Origin of the sequence: Xanthomonas sp. NCPPB 2922 (assembly GCF_041520885.1) — a bacterium.
Classification (GTDB): domain Bacteria; phylum Pseudomonadota; class Gammaproteobacteria; order Xanthomonadales; family Xanthomonadaceae; genus Xanthomonas; species Xanthomonas campestris.
Map to the genome: position 1 here is coordinate 1 of NZ_JBGOFY010000007.1, position 13,985 is coordinate 13,985.

The following is a 13,985-nucleotide window of genomic DNA, read 5'->3' on the forward strand; positions in this document are numbered from 1 at the left end:
CCTGCAGTTCATCCATTTGGCCTTCTTGGCACTATTACTTAGAAGATCGTGAACAGGTTCTGAGGTTCGGCTTACTGAGATTGACGGTCATGCCCGCGCTGAAGCGAACTCTTGGTTGGTCCCAATCAACCCGCCCACGACAACTCAAGTGCCGGACTGGGACTGGAAAGTTCTTTGGAACGACTTTTCAAACAAGGCCTGTAGGGTAGACGTAGCGGTGTGGGTGGACGACTCTCTTTACGGTTTAGCGATTGGCAGGGTGAGTCGACGCCGGGTAGTGGCCACAATCCACTATCTTCAGAGAAGCCCCCTAATACCTCAACCCGGCATCTCCCTTGGACGGGTCGCCACCGCTTTTCTAATAGCATTAGCGGAGGAGTTGGGTTGTAAAGAAATAGCGGTGGACCGTCCGCTAGAAGCGCTCATCGACTATTACAAAAACTTGGGCTTCACCAGAGAGGTAAGGAAGGGCAAAAGGATTGTCAAGCTTGTCTGGAAGCTGCCCTAGCACAGACGCATTTGACAAGCAAGGATCATTGGACTAAGCTCTAACGAACTAGGAGGTAACCCTATGGCTAACTTTCTTCTCTATAAGACATCGTCGCCAGCACTTCAGAAAGCAAAAGCGGCCCTGACGGCTGATGCTGTGAGCCTTGTGCTGAAGGGACAGCATAAGTCTGTTAAGGAGGCTTTTGCTTTCGATAAGGCTATGCTGCAGGAGATTTCTAGCCGAAACGGCGGCCTACCGCTCCTGAGCAATTTTGGCGTCATGGCTGGTAAGGCACGTCAGCGCTAGCCGTCAGTCACACATCTCGCCCAGCATTTTAGATGAACAAAAAAGCCGCTTTATCGCGGCTTTTCCGCTTTGCGATCTGCCGCAGCATCAAAGGGTTTGGGTCGATCCGCCCCTCTCTCCGTCACCCTACTGTCTTGTCAGGTTGTTTTTGAACAGCGTTGGCTCGTAGGCGGGGATCGCCGCAAGCTCGCTCAACTTCGCCAACGTAGCCACTCGGTCCGGCAAGCTCCTCCGATCAATGTAGAACTTCTCCAGCACGGTCTGACCAGTCCCGTGGCCGGTGAGCGCTCCGATCGCTGAAGCCGACACTCCCGCCTCGTCCAGCTTTGAAGCAATGGTATGGCGGAACCCGTGGAAGCCCTGGCCCTTCTCCGATACCCCTTGCCGCTTGATATAGACGGAAAACTGGCGGCTCAACTGCCGCCCATAGCCCAGCCCGGTCGAGTTGGGCAGGTCCGGGAATAGCCGCTCGACCCCAGCTTCCCTTGCCTCCTCCACGTAGGTGAGGAACCCGGCCTCGATAACCGGCCGGGCCAGCGGAATAAACCGCCGGCTGTGCTTGTTCTTGATGCTCTGCTTCTTCCCGATCTTCCGGACGAAGAAGCCGGGCACGCCGTCGATGGTGTCGATGTCCTCAAGCCGGAGCTGTGCGATCTCGTTGACGCGAGCGCCGGAGTAGAGCCCAAGGATCGGCCCGAACCACCGATGCGGGTATTTCGACGCCCACTTCGGGAACTCCACCGGGTCAAAGATGGCCTTCAACTCGGCGTCCGTGAAAGGCGAGCCCGTGTCTTCCGAGTCAGGCGTGGAAATCGCTCGGATGCCTGCCAGTGGGTTCACCGCCAGGTGTTTGCCCTCGACCAGCGACACCAGGAACACGCTTAGCCGTTGCCGGTGCTTCGCCATGGTCCACGCCGCCGGTTCCGGCTCCTGGTTCTTCTTCGCCAGCTTGATGACCTCGGGCACCGACAGGTCCCGATAGGCCGGCCGCTTGGTCGCATTCGAGGGCCAGTAACGCACGCCCTCAAAGAAGGCCCGAACGTGATCCTGGGTCAGCGAGGCTACGGGGACGTCCTTGCCGATGATTCCGGCAAAAAGGCGCAGCGTGTGGCGGCTTTCCAACACGGTCTTCTGATGCAGGCGGGCCCCGGCCAGGTCCCTCAAATGATCAGCCATCGCCTTGGACAGCATCAGCGTTTTGGGGGCATCGCCGGATATGCGTTGACTGCCCTCGCGCAACTGTTGCCGACGCTTCGCCACCCTCGCCGCCATGACCTCAGTGGGCTCCGTCTGCCGCGACCGCACCATGAGGTCTCCGAACATCCCAGCATCGGCAGGGTTGTCCAGCTGCGCCTGAGCGATGCGCGTGCCGTCCGGCAGCGTCACATCTTTCAGCGTCAGCTCTTTGATGTCCCCACTGCGAACCTTTTCCAGCAGCTCTTCAAGATCCACGGCAATCCCTTTCCGCATGGCATCGAATGCAATCGATAGTGCCATCCCCATCGTGGCCGCCGCCAGCCTGGCGTGGTCCCCACGACGGTTTCCCAGCGATCGGACAAGGTAACGCGAGCCAATCGTGGCTCGAAGATCGGTGGGAACAAAGAAGCGCGCATACAGGCCTGCCGAGCGCGAGATCATCAGAGGCTTGGGCAAGATTGATACCTCGATTGATACCTCAAGGGGCATCGCTCGGAATCATCAATCGGCCTGAATATCCAACTCAATCAAGAAGTTACGGACTGAGTAGAAGCTCTGGAGCGGGCGATGGGAATCGAACCCACGTCAGTAGCTTGGGAAGCTACAGCTCTACCATTGAGCTACGCCCGCGTGGCGTGGGCAGAGTTTATGCGCCGGCAGGCCTTGGGCGCAATGCGTGGCGTACATGACAAGGGCCGGTTGCCCGGCCCTTGTCGTAGACAAGCCTTAGCGCTGCGGGTGCAGCGGGTACGGTTAGAAGTTGCCGCTGAAGTTCACGAACACGGTGGCGTCGCGGGCGCTGCGCTGGGCGGTGGTGGTGCTCAGGCCGATGTTGCTCTGCAGGCCCCAGATGCCGGTGCGGGCGCCCAGCACAACGGTCGCGTAGTTGCGGTCGAAGTTCTGGCCCGGGACGGTGTACATGCCCACTTCCGGCATCGACTGCAGCCAGGCGCTGGCTTCGGTGCCGTCCTTGAACTCGTGGTCGTAGGTGGCCTGCAGGTACGGCTTGACCGGCGCGCCATCCAGGCGCACCTGGAAGCCGATGCGGCCCACCAGCGAGTCGATGTCCTGGTCGGCATAGCCCAGCGCGGTGGAGCTTTCGTTGCTTTCGGTGTAGCCGTCGAGCTTGAGCTTCTGCCAGGTCAGGCCAACCACCGGGCCGTACTTGACGTTGCCTTCGCCCAGCGAATAGCCGGCATTGACCGCGGCAGTGAGGTTACTGCCGTCCGGCGAGCCGCTGTGCACGCGGGTGGCCGGCCCCAGCTGGACTTCGCGGTCCACGTCGTAGCTCAGCCAGCTGTAGCTGACCTGGGCGTTGACCCAGACCGGGCCGGTGTACCAGCCGACGAAACCGCCCAGGGTGGTGTCGTCCTGCTTGAAGCTGCCGTTGCGGTTGCCGAAGTCGGCATCCATGCGGCCGAAACCGGCAAAGCTGCCGAACACCAGGTCACCGGCGGTCCAATCCACGCCGAACAAGCCGGCCGGCGCCATGCCGTCGTACAGGTCCGCATCGTCATAGCGCTGAATGTCGCCACGCACGCTCCCCCACCAACGCAGGCCGTCGGCCTCGGGCTTGCCATCAAGGTGCCAGGCCACCTGGTCGGCACGTGCGCGGCCGCCGGCCTGGGCGGAGCGCGTCAGCACCTGCTGCAGGCGCGGCGCTTCCAACAGCGAGATGGCGTACTGGCCCAGGATCTGGTGGGTGGCCGTGGTGGGGTGGATGCCGTCGGCGAACACATAGGTGTTGGGCGCGTTCGCGGCGACCAGGCTGGTGGGGTTGCAGGCCGGCAGCGCGAGCGCCGGGTTGCAGGCGGTGCCGGTGACGTTGCTGAAACCGTAAGTGCCCGGGTCGGCAACCACTTCCTGCAGGATGTGGAAGGTATCGACCGGGATCACCCGCAGGCCGGCCGACTGCAGGCCGTTGAACAGTGCGGTGTTGTAGGCGGTGGCAGCGGCCGTGCCCTGCGCCATGGCGGCGGCACCGCCGGCGCGGAAGCGCGGGGTGATGCCCACATCCGGAATGGTCGGCACCATCACATAACGTGCGCCAGCGGCCTGCAGCGCGCCAACCGCGCCCACCTGCGCGGTCACGGCGCTGCCGATGATGGCCTGCGCCTGGGCAGGCGCGGTGGCTGCAGCGAGCAGGTCATTGGCGCCGCCCCACACGGTGTACAGCGCATTCGGGTTGGCCTGACCACCGTTGGCCGCCAAATAGGTATTGACCTGGCTGGTCACCGACGGTGCTGCGCCGAGCTCGCTGACCGAACTGGCCTGGATGCGCGCGCCGCCGGCAGCATAGTTGTCGCCGGTCTGGCCATTGCCGTTGGGCGCCGCATTGGTGCCGAAGTGGTCGCCCACGTATTCGGCCCACACCCAGCCCGGGTTGGTGGTGAACTTGCCGGTGACCGCGCGCGAGGCGGCCGGCAGCAGCGGGTTGTAGTAACCGCTGTCGGTGAGGCTGTCACCGAAGAACACGGTTTGATCGAAGGCCGAGTCGGCCATGGCCGGGCTGGCCGCCAGCGCGATGGCCACGGCCATCAGGGAACGGATCGGGCGAAGGGTTGAAGCCATGGGAATGCCTGCTCAAGGTAGAGTGGAACCGGACCGGCCTGCATACGTACGCCGGCGAATGGCACATCGTTTCACCCTCGCCGTCCACGCTCACGCTGCATTGCCGCATAACGCAAAACGCGCGCCCTGGCGGCACGCGATGCAACAATGATGACATGAACATTCAACTCAACGGCACTCCACGCACGCTTCCCGACAACGTGCTGTTGTCCGCGCTCCTGGAACTTGAAGGTCTGGCGCAGCGCCGCGTTGCGGTGGAGGTCAATGGCGAAATCGTCCCGCGCGGGTTGCACGCCACCCATGCGCTGCGCGAGGGCGACGTGGTGGAAATCGTGCATGCACTGGGCGGCGGTTGATCGCGGCAAGTGCCGGCGCAGCCACGCTCGATCGGTGATAATCGCCGCATGACACTTTCCGCCCCCTCCGATGCGCTGGTGATCGCCGGCAAGCCCTACCGTTCGCGCCTGCTGACCGGCACCGGCAAGTTCAAGGACCTGGACGAAACCCGCCTGGCCACCGAGGCCGCTGCCGCGCAGATCGTCACCGTGGCCATTCGCCGGGTGAACATTGGCCAGGACCCCAACGCGCCCAGCCTGCTCGATGTGCTGCCGCCGGACCGCTACACCCTGCTCCCCAATACCGCCGGCTGCTACACCGCCGAAGACGCGGTGCGCACCTGCCGGCTGGCCCGTGAGCTGCTGGATGGCCACAACCTCACCAAGCTGGAAGTGCTGGGCGACGAGCGCACGCTCTATCCGGACGTGGTGCAGACGCTCAAGGCCGCCGAACAACTGGTCGCCGACGGCTTCGAGGTCATGGTGTACACCTCCGATGACCCGATCCTGGCCAAGCGGCTGGAAGAGATCGGCTGCGTGGCGGTGATGCCGCTGGCCGCGCCGATCGGCTCGGGCCTGGGCATCCAGAACAAGTACAACCTGCTGGAAATCATCGAAAACGCCAAGGTGCCGATCATCGTCGACGCCGGCGTGGGCACCGCCTCCGATGCCGCCATTGCGATGGAACTGGGCTGCGACGGCGTGCTGATGAACACCGCCATTGCCGGTGCCCGCGACCCGATCCTGATGGCCAGCGCGATGCGCAAGGCGATCGAAGCCGGCCGCGAGGCGTTCCTGGCTGGCCGGATTCCACGCAAGCGCTACGCCTCGGCATCGAGCCCGGTCGATGGCGTGATCGGATGAGCAGGCGCGCCGAGATGGCCTTGCATGCGCGGCCTGCGCCTGGCGCGGGCTGCGGCGCGACGCCTGCTTGGCTTGCATTTTTCCTTTACTCACCCCCCTCTTCCGGCGGGACAGGGCGTTGTTCGCCGATGGCTGATTTTTCATGACTGATCCTTTCACCAGCGACGGCGCCAAGATGCCGCCCAAGCCCTTCACCATCGAAGAGGGCCGCCGCCAGGTGCGCAGCTTCGTGTTGCGCCAGGGCCGCTTTACGCCGGCGCAGCAGCGCGCGTTCGACGAGTTGTGGCCGCGCTTCGGCCTGGACTACACCGGCACCCCGCGCGACCTCGACGCCGTGTTCGGCCGCCCCGCACCCAAGGTGCTGGAGATCGGTTTCGGCAATGGTGCGGCCTTGCGCTTCGCAGCCCAGCACGACCCTGCGCGCGACTACATCGGCATCGAGGTGCATGCCCCCGGTGTCGGGCGGCTGCTCAATGCGCTGGACGATGACGGCGCCACGCATGTGCGCCTGTATCACCACGATGCAGTGGAAGTGCTCGAGCGCGAGATCGCCGACGGCGCGCTGGATGAAGTGCGCATCTATTTCCCGGACCCGTGGCACAAGAAGCGCCACAACAAGCGCCGCCTGGTGCAGCCGGCGTTCGCGCAGCTGCTGGTGCGCAAGCTGCGCGCAGGCGGCCGCTTGCACGCAGCTACCGACTGGGCCGACTACGCCGAACAGATGTGGGACGTACTCGACGCCACCGAAGGCCTGGTGAATCGCGCCGGCCCACGCGGCCACGTCGCACGCCCCGCCTGGCGCCCACAAACCCACTTCGAGACCCGTGGCCAGAAGCTGGGCCATGGCGTGTGGGATTTGCTGTATGACCGGGAATCGGGAATGGAGAATCGGGAATCGCCAGGGCAGGCGCCAGCGGCGCCCGGATAACCTGCACGCGTCAGCGCCATCCGTTCTTGCCATTCCCCATTCCCGACTCCCCATTCCCGGCACCTCATGGACACCGCGCTAACGCTGACCAACGACATGAAGCTCGTCCTCGGGCTGGTCGGCTTTACGATGGCGATGTTCCTGTTCGAGCGCATCCGCGCCGACGTGGTGGCGTTGATCGTGTTGGTGGTGTTGGGCGTCACCGGGCTGGTGGCGCCGGAGGAACTGTTTGGCGGCTTCTCCGGTAACGCGGTGATGAGCATCATCGCCACCACCATCCTGGGTGCGGGGCTGGAGCGCACCGGCGCCTTGAACCGCCTGGCCACCTGGTTGCTGCGGCGTTCGCACGGCAGCGAGCAGCGGCTGATGATGATGACGCTGGGCATTTCCGGCCTGAATTCGTCATTCATGCAGAACCCCTCGGTGATGGCGCTGTACCTGCCGGTCGCCTCGCGGCTGGCCGCACGCACCGGGCTCACCTTGCAACGCATGCTGTTGCCGATCGCCGCGGCGATCGTGATGGGCGGTGCGCTCACCATGGTGGGTAATTCGCCGCTGATCCTGCTCAACGATTTGTTGGTGTCGGCCAACAACAACCTGCCCTCGGGCATGGCCAGCATCGAGCCGTTGACCATGTTTGCGCCGCTGCCGATCGGCCTAGCGCTGCTGGTGGCTGCCCTGCTGTATTTCCGGTTCTACGGCGACCGCAAGCTGATCGAGGAAGAGCGCCTGATCAATGAGGGCGTCACGCCCTCGCGCACCGAGAGCTATTTCGCCAAGACCTACGGCATCGACGGCGATGTGTTCGAACTCACCGTCACCGCCGAAAGCCCACTGGTGGGCATGACCCTGGGCGAGGCCGAAGCCATTCACGATGCGCCGCTGCTGTTGGCGCTGAAGACCGGCAACGACACCCGCCTGGCCCCGCCGGCTGACATGCGCATCTGGGTCGGCAGCGTGCTGGGTGCGATGGGCAAGCGCCAGGACGTGACCGACTTTGCGCAGAACCATTTCCTGCGCATGTCCTCGCGCCTGCGCAACCTGGGCGATCTGTTCAACCCAAGCCTGGCTGGTATTTCCGAGGCGGTGATTCCGCCCAACTCGCGCCTGATCGGCAAGAACGCCGCCGAGCTGCGGCTGCGCAAGCAAAGCGGCATCAGCTTGCTGGCGATCAACCGCGACAAGCAGGTGATTCGCGAGGACGTGCGCAACGTGGCACTGCGCGCCGGCGACATGCTGGTGTTCCACAGCATCTGGCAGGACCTGGCGCAGGCCGCGGAAAGCCGCGACTTCGTGCCGGTCACCGACTTCCCGAAGGGCGAACAGCGCCCGCACAAGTTCAAGATCGCGATGGCGATCTTCGCCTTCACCATCCTGATTGCACTGACCTCCAAGTTGCCGGTGGCACTGACCTTGATGACCGGGGTGGCCTGCATGCTGGTGACCGGCGTGCTGCGCATGGACGAGGCCTACGCCTCGATCAACTGGAAGACCATCTTCATGATGGCCGGGCTGATTCCGCTCGGCTGGGCGATGGATAGCAGCGGCACCGCAGCGTGGGTGGCTGGCCACACCATCGACCGCCTGCCGGAAGGCATGCCGGTGTGGGCGCTGGAGATCAGCCTGGCCTTGCTGACGACCGCTTTCTCGCTGGTGATCAGCCATGTCGGCGCGACCATTGTGATGGTGCCGATCGCGGTCAACCTGGCGCTCGCGGCCAACGGCAACCCCACGGCGTTCGCCTTGATCGTAGCGTTGTCGGCATCCAACAACCTGATGACCGCCTCCAACCCGGTGATCTCGATGGTGACCGGCCCGGCCAACTACCAGCCGCGTGAGCTGTGGCGCGTGGGCGCACCGCTGTCACTGATCTACATCGTGGTGATGGTGACGATGATCAACCTGATGTTCTGGTGGGCGGCGCGCTGAGTGCACTGTTGCAGCAGCGCGAAGCGTTGCTGCTTCTGTGCTGAGTGATGGCGCGCCTTCGTGCCGACGTTCGAATACGTGCGGTGCGCTGCGGTCGATGCATGCAATCCATTGCAGTGGCGCTGCGATCAATGGGCATTCTTTACATTGAGCATCTGACCGGCGACGGCATCGCAACACGCGGATAGGCGTGACTGGCACTGGCAGTGCGTGGCGGATGCCGGTGCACTGCGCGCACTACCTCCAGCAGTCTTGCAGTCCAACAGTCTCGAAACGTGCGGTCTACAGCATAGCGACGGCTGCCCTCGCGATGCCGCATGAGGCCCCTCTAGGCCCAGGCCAGCTCACCCCAGCAGCACCTGCTCGCCATCGATGCGCACCGGCACCGCCACCAGCGATTGACCGCGACACGGCCCGCTGACGCACTCGCCGGCATCCAGCTCGAACGCCGCGCCGTGCGCGGCGCACACCAGCTGGCCTTCCTTGGTCTTGAGAAACTGGCCGGGCGCCCAATCCAGCCGGCGGCCAGCGTGCGGGCACACGTTCAACCAGGCGCGAACCTGTGCACCCTCGCGGTACAACACCACCGATTCCGGCCCGCCATCCCACAGCGCTTCGACTTCTAAAAATCCGGCATCGGGAATCTGCGCCAACGGAATCGGCGCGGTGGGCGGTAGTGACGACATGGGATCGATCGCTGCGAACAGACCTGATTGTGCCATGCCGCTCCATGGAGACTGCGCCCAGGCGCATTGCGCCATTTCAACGCGGCGGCGTCCGCGCAACTGCGGCTCCGCGCGGCTTCGGCCATCGCGCAGTCGTACCAACTAACGCATCTGACTATCAGCCAGCCCGCACGGCGACTTTCCCACTACACGCTGCAGCTTCTGCAACCAGCTAATCCCAGCCAAGCGATCGCAATTAGCAGACACAACCGCGTGCAGGCCCAACAACAACACGCGAAGCGCGTGGTTCCCAACACAACCAATGTGATGGGCTTAACAGAACGGCACTCGATTTAACGAACTTTTCACTCAATGACATGAAACCGCAACGATACTGCCCCCTCGTTTCCTCCGGCAGCCCACCGCCATGCCCGCACGCATCTTCCAATTCGGCAACCTCCACCACCTGTTTGCGCCGCGCAAGCCGCGTCACCCGTTGGTGCGCGTTGCCGCTGGCCTCGCCGGCCTGGCTATCCTGGCCGTGCTGATCTTCTTCAGCGTGTTCGTGGGCGCTGCAATGATCCTTGGTGGCGTGGCCTGGAAATTGTTGAGCAAGTCCAACCGCCGCGCGCCGCAGCACGCCCGCGTGGTGGAGGCCGAGTACCACGTAGTGCGCAAGCCGGCCCTTCCGCTCTCGCACTGAGCCGCACGCTGCAGCGCGCCTGAGGCGAGCGTTGTTTTCGCCTGCACCGCCAAGCAGCTAGACTCACGCGTCCTGTCTTTGAGGATGCGTGCATGACCCACGATGTGATTCCCGCTGCCGATGTCCCGCGCATTCCGGTGGTGGGTGGCGGTAGTTTTCCGGTGCACCGCATCTACTGCGTCGGCCGCAACTTTGCAGATCACGCCCGAGAAATGGGCGCCACCGCGCCGGCGTCCAAGGCCGAACGTGGCCAGCCCACGTTCTTCATGAAACCGGCCGACGCCATCGTGGTGGGTCATGGCGACCACATCCCCTACCCGCCCGGCACCAAGGAGCTGCACCACGAGGTGGAGCTGGTGGTGGCCTTGGGCAGCGATGCACCCGCCGGTGAACTGCCTGTGGACCAGGCCGAGGCCCTGATTTATGGCTACGGCGTGGGCCTGGACCTGACCCGTCGTGATCTGCAGGCCGCGGCCAAGGCCAAGGGCCTGCCCTGGGACATCGCCAAGGGCTTCGATCATTCCGCACCGATCAGCGAGCTGGTGCATGCCGGCGAAGTGGGTGCGCTCGATGCATTGAACCTGTCGCTGGAAGTCAACGGCGAAGTGCGCCAGCAATCGTTGCTGGACCAGATGATCTGGAATGTGCCGGAGATCCTGCACGAGCTGTCCAAGCTCTATGCATTGCGCGCGGGCGATCTGATCTTCATGGGCACGCCGGCCGGCGTCGGCCCGTTGCTGCCGGGCGATCACTTCAGTGCGCGCCTGGAAAATGTGGCCGAACGCCACGGCATCATCGCGGGCTGACATCGGCCGGGCTACGATCGCTGCAGCGGCAGTGGGTCCGCGTCCCCATCTGGAGTGCACTATGGGAATGGTCAGCGAATTCAAGCAATTCGCGATGCGTGGCAATGTCATCGACCTGGCGGTCGGTGTGGTCATCGGCGCGGCGTTCGGCAAGATCGTCACCGCGCTGGTGGAAAAGATCATCATGCCGCCGATCGGCTGGGCCATCGGCAACGTGGATTTTTCGCGGCTGGCGTGGGTGCTCAAACCGGCGGGCGTGGATGCCACCGGCAAGGAAATTCCTGCCGTGGTGATCGGCTACGGTGACTTCATCAACACCGTCGTGCAGTTCGTGATCATTGCCTTTGCGATCTTCCTGGTGGTCAAGCTGATCAACCGCCTTAGCCAGCGCAAGCCGGATGCTCCCAAGGGCCCGAGCGAAGAAGTGCTGCTGCTGCGCGAGATCCGCGACTCGCTCAAGAACGACACGCTCAAGAATCCGACCGTGCCGTAAGCAAGCGGCCACATCCTTGCGCGCACTTCGCACACGAGGATGACTTTTCGCACGCAGACGGGGGACCTCGCGCTGATAAGCTCGGGGTCCCCCTTGTTGTTGGAGCCGTCCTGCATGCGTCGCCTCGCTGTCGCCATCTCCGCCCTGCTTGCCACCTCCGCAGCGCTTGCCGCGCCCACCAGCATTCCCGATAACGCGTTGCGCACCGCCGCGCAGTTGCGCGAGCAGGCGCTGGCCGACAGCACCGGCTTTGCAGTGGTGGAATCGTTGACCACCGAAGTGGGCCCGCGCATTGCCGGCGGTGAAGCGGATCCACGCGCGGTGGCCTGGGCCAAGGCGAAGTTCAAGGCCTTGGGCTTTGACAAGGTCTGGACCGAGCCGGTCACTTTCCCCAAGTGGGAGCGCCGCAGCGAGCAGGCCGCCGTCCTCGGCACACATGCGCAGCCCTTGCATATCACTGCGCTGGGCGGCAGCCCGGGCGGCACTGTGGAAGGCGAGATCGTGCGCTTCGAGAACTTGGCCGCATTGCAGGCGGCGCCGGCGGGTTCCCTGGCCGGCAAGATTGCCTTTGTCGACTACCAGATGGTCAAGGCGCGCGACGGCAAGGACTACGGCAACGGCGGCGCAGTGCGCAGCAAAAGCCCTTCCGAAGCAATCCGCAAAGGCGCCATCGGCTTTGTGATGCGCTCGGCCGGCACCGACTCGCATCGCGTACCGCACACCGGCATCACCCGTTTCGATGAAGGCCTGACCCCGGTACCGGCAGCGGCATTGTCTGTGCCCGATGCCAACCAGTTGGCACGCCTGGCGGCCCTGGGTAGCACCCGCGTGCGGCTGGCGCTGGATTGCGGCTGGGATGGCACGGCCACTTCGTACAACGTGATCGGTGAGATCACCGGGCGTAGCAAGCCGAAGGAAGTGGTGGTGATCGGCGGGCATCTGGATTCGTGGGACCTGGGCACCGGCGCCATTGACGACGGCGCGGGCGTGGCGATCACCATGGCCGCCGGCCATCTGATCAGCCAGCTCAAGCAAGCGCCCAAGCGCACGATTCGCGTGGTGGCCTTCGCCAACGAAGAGCAGGGCCTGTACGGCGGCAAGGCGTATGCGGCTGCGCATGGCAAGGATGCCAAGGACATGGCGCTGCATCAGATTGGCGCTGAAAGCGACTTCGGTGCCGGGCGCATCTACGCCTTCAACACCGGTTCGGCGGCGCCGGAACAATCGCGCGCGGCCACCCAGCAGATTGCCGAAGTGCTGAAGCCGCTGGGCATCGCGTATGAGCCCAGCAAGGGCGGCCCTGGCCCGGATGTGGGGCCGATCTCCGCCAAGGGCGGTGCCTGGGCGTGGCTGGCGCAGGACGGCACCGACTACTTCGATCTGCACCACACCGCAGACGACACGCTGGACAAGATCGACCCGAAGGCGCTCGCGCAGAACGTGGCCGCCTACACCGTGTTCGCGTATCTGGCCGCCGAAGCCGATGGCGATTTCGGCAGCCGCGCAAAGTCTGTGCAGCCGCCGAACGAGTAAGCTGAGGCGCACTGCCAGCGGTGCGCTTCAACTCCAGGACGAGCACACACGATGGCGGCCAAGCGGCAACGCACTGCGACCACGGCAGCAACCCTGCTGGATGTCGCCAAACACGCAGGCGTCTCGCCGATGACAGCCTCGCGCGTCATCAACCGCCACCCGCATGTGGGCGAAGACATGCGGGTGCGGGTGGAGGCTTCCGTGCAGGCCTTGGGCTACCGGCCGAATCTGGCCGGCCGCTCGCTGCGCACCAGTGGATTGCTGCGCATCGGCGTGCTGTACAGCAACCCGAGCGCGGCGTACCTCAATCAATTCATGCTCGGCCTGCTCGAACAGAGCAGTCTCAATGGCAGCCAGGTGCTGGTGGAGAAATGCGGCGCCATCCGCAGCCAGCGCGCTGCCACCGAACGCCTGCTCGCCGCCGGCGTGGACGGCGTGATCCTGCCGCCGCCGTTGTGCGATTCGCGCCAGACCATTGCCGAACTCGATGCACGCGGCATTCCGGTGGTGGCGGTGGCCAGTGGCGCACCGATGGCGCAGATCAGCTCGGTGCGCATCGACGACTACCAGGCCGCGCGCGCGCTTGTCGATCATCTGATCGCGCTTGGCCATCGCCGCATCGCCTTGATCAAGGGCGACCCAAAACACACACCCAGCGCGCTGCGTGCCAGTGGCTACGCCGACAGCCTGCAGGCGGCGGGGCTCAAGATCGATGAGGCACTGATCGCCGAGGGGTTGTTCACCTATCACTCGGGCCTGCTCGCCGCGCGCGCGTTGCTCGCACAGTCCGCACCGCCCACGGCGATCTTCTGCAGCAACGACGACATGGCAGCAGCCACCGTAGCGGTGGCGCACGGGCTGGGCCTGCGCGTGCCCGAGGATGTGTCAGTGGCCGGCTTCGACGACACGCCGGTGGCCACCACCATCTGGCCCGAACTCACCACCGTGCATCAACCGGTCACCGCCATGGGCCGCGCCGCCGTCTCGCTGCTGGCCGACGCCATTCGCGAACGACGCAAGGGCGCACCAGTGCAGGGCGTGCATCAGGTGATGAAGTACACGTTGGTGAAACGCGGCTCGACGGCTGCGCGGGTGGGGTGATGTGGTGATGTGGTGATGGTTGCAAACGTGTGGCTGCACGTGCAACGCACAAAAAAAAACCGCA

At 64.4% G+C, this 13,985-nt stretch carries 13 protein-coding genes and 1 tRNA gene; 10 read left to right on the forward strand and 4 right to left on the reverse strand.

Annotation, left to right across the window (positions count from 1 at the left end; all coding sequences use genetic code 11):
- Positions 1–571: 571 nt before the first annotated feature.
- Entirely contained in the window at positions 572–796 is a 225-nt protein-coding gene (locus ACD584_RS10145) for a hypothetical protein (RefSeq protein WP_139328388.1), read from the forward strand.
- Positions 797–922: 126 nt separating this feature from the next.
- On the opposite strand, the gene ACD584_RS10150 is transcribed toward ACD584_RS10145, so the two are convergent.
- From ACD584_RS10150 to ACD584_RS10160, 3 genes are all read right to left on the reverse strand, one after another.
- Positions 923–2,482, reverse strand: coding sequence for a site-specific integrase (locus ACD584_RS10150; protein WP_076037065.1), 1,560 nt, complete (start codon positions 2,480–2,482; stop codon positions 923–925).
- 67 nt (positions 2,483–2,549) lie between these two features.
- A tRNA-Gly gene (locus ACD584_RS10155) sits at positions 2,550–2,623 on the reverse strand.
- Between the two features lie 123 nt (positions 2,624–2,746).
- Positions 2,747–4,531, reverse strand: a complete 1,785-nt coding sequence (locus ACD584_RS10160) for an autotransporter outer membrane beta-barrel domain-containing protein (protein WP_076037066.1) — start codon at positions 4,529–4,531, stop codon at positions 2,747–2,749.
- Positions 4,532–4,719: 188 nt separating this feature from the next.
- On the opposite strand from ACD584_RS10160, the gene thiS reads away from it, so the two are divergent.
- From thiS to ACD584_RS10180, 4 genes are all read left to right on the forward strand, one after another.
- A complete protein-coding gene (thiS, locus tag ACD584_RS10165) occupies positions 4,720–4,920 on the forward strand; it encodes a sulfur carrier protein ThiS (protein ID WP_076037067.1) in 201 nt (66 codons plus the stop codon).
- Positions 4,921–4,968: 48 nt separating this feature from the next.
- Positions 4,969–5,763 (forward strand): thiazole synthase, encoded by a 795-nt coding sequence (locus ACD584_RS10170; protein WP_011038257.1) that lies wholly within the window; start codon positions 4,969–4,971, stop codon positions 5,761–5,763.
- A gap of 142 nt (positions 5,764–5,905) precedes the next feature.
- Positions 5,906–6,691, forward strand: a complete 786-nt coding sequence (trmB, locus tag ACD584_RS10175; protein ID WP_070689962.1) for a tRNA (guanosine(46)-N7)-methyltransferase TrmB — start codon at positions 5,906–5,908, stop codon at positions 6,689–6,691.
- Between the two features lie 66 nt (positions 6,692–6,757).
- Positions 6,758–8,620, forward strand: coding sequence for an SLC13 family permease (locus ACD584_RS10180; RefSeq protein ID WP_011038259.1), 1,863 nt, complete (start codon positions 6,758–6,760; stop codon positions 8,618–8,620).
- 344 nt (positions 8,621–8,964) lie between these two features.
- Here ACD584_RS10180 and ACD584_RS10185 read toward each other — a convergent pair whose 3' ends face one another.
- Positions 8,965–9,306, reverse strand: coding sequence for a Rieske (2Fe-2S) protein (locus ACD584_RS10185; protein WP_050912565.1), 342 nt, complete (start codon positions 9,304–9,306; stop codon positions 8,965–8,967).
- Between the two features lie 406 nt (positions 9,307–9,712).
- Between ACD584_RS10185 and ACD584_RS10190 the strand changes: the two genes are divergently transcribed.
- The 5 genes from ACD584_RS10190 to ACD584_RS10210 all read left to right on the forward strand — a co-directional run bounded on the left by ACD584_RS10190 (position 9,713) and on the right by ACD584_RS10210 (position 13,921).
- Positions 9,713–9,988, forward strand: coding sequence for a hypothetical protein (locus ACD584_RS10190; protein ID WP_011038261.1), 276 nt, complete (start codon positions 9,713–9,715; stop codon positions 9,986–9,988).
- A 92-nt stretch (positions 9,989–10,080) separates the two neighbouring features.
- Positions 10,081–10,794, forward strand: a complete 714-nt coding sequence (locus ACD584_RS10195; protein ID WP_012437544.1) for a fumarylacetoacetate hydrolase family protein — start codon at positions 10,081–10,083, stop codon at positions 10,792–10,794.
- A 61-nt stretch (positions 10,795–10,855) separates the two neighbouring features.
- The gene (gene mscL, locus ACD584_RS10200; protein WP_011038263.1) at positions 10,856–11,287 is read left to right on the forward strand and encodes a large-conductance mechanosensitive channel protein MscL; all 432 of its coding nucleotides are present in this window, start codon (positions 10,856–10,858) and stop codon (positions 11,285–11,287) included.
- A 114-nt stretch (positions 11,288–11,401) separates the two neighbouring features.
- Entirely contained in the window at positions 11,402–12,820 is a 1,419-nt protein-coding gene (locus ACD584_RS10205) for a M20/M25/M40 family metallo-hydrolase (protein ID WP_076037068.1), read from the forward strand.
- A gap of 51 nt (positions 12,821–12,871) precedes the next feature.
- A complete protein-coding gene (locus ACD584_RS10210; RefSeq protein ID WP_076037069.1) occupies positions 12,872–13,921 on the forward strand; it encodes a LacI family DNA-binding transcriptional regulator in 1,050 nt (349 codons plus the stop codon).
- Positions 13,922–13,985 lie beyond the last annotated feature (64 nt).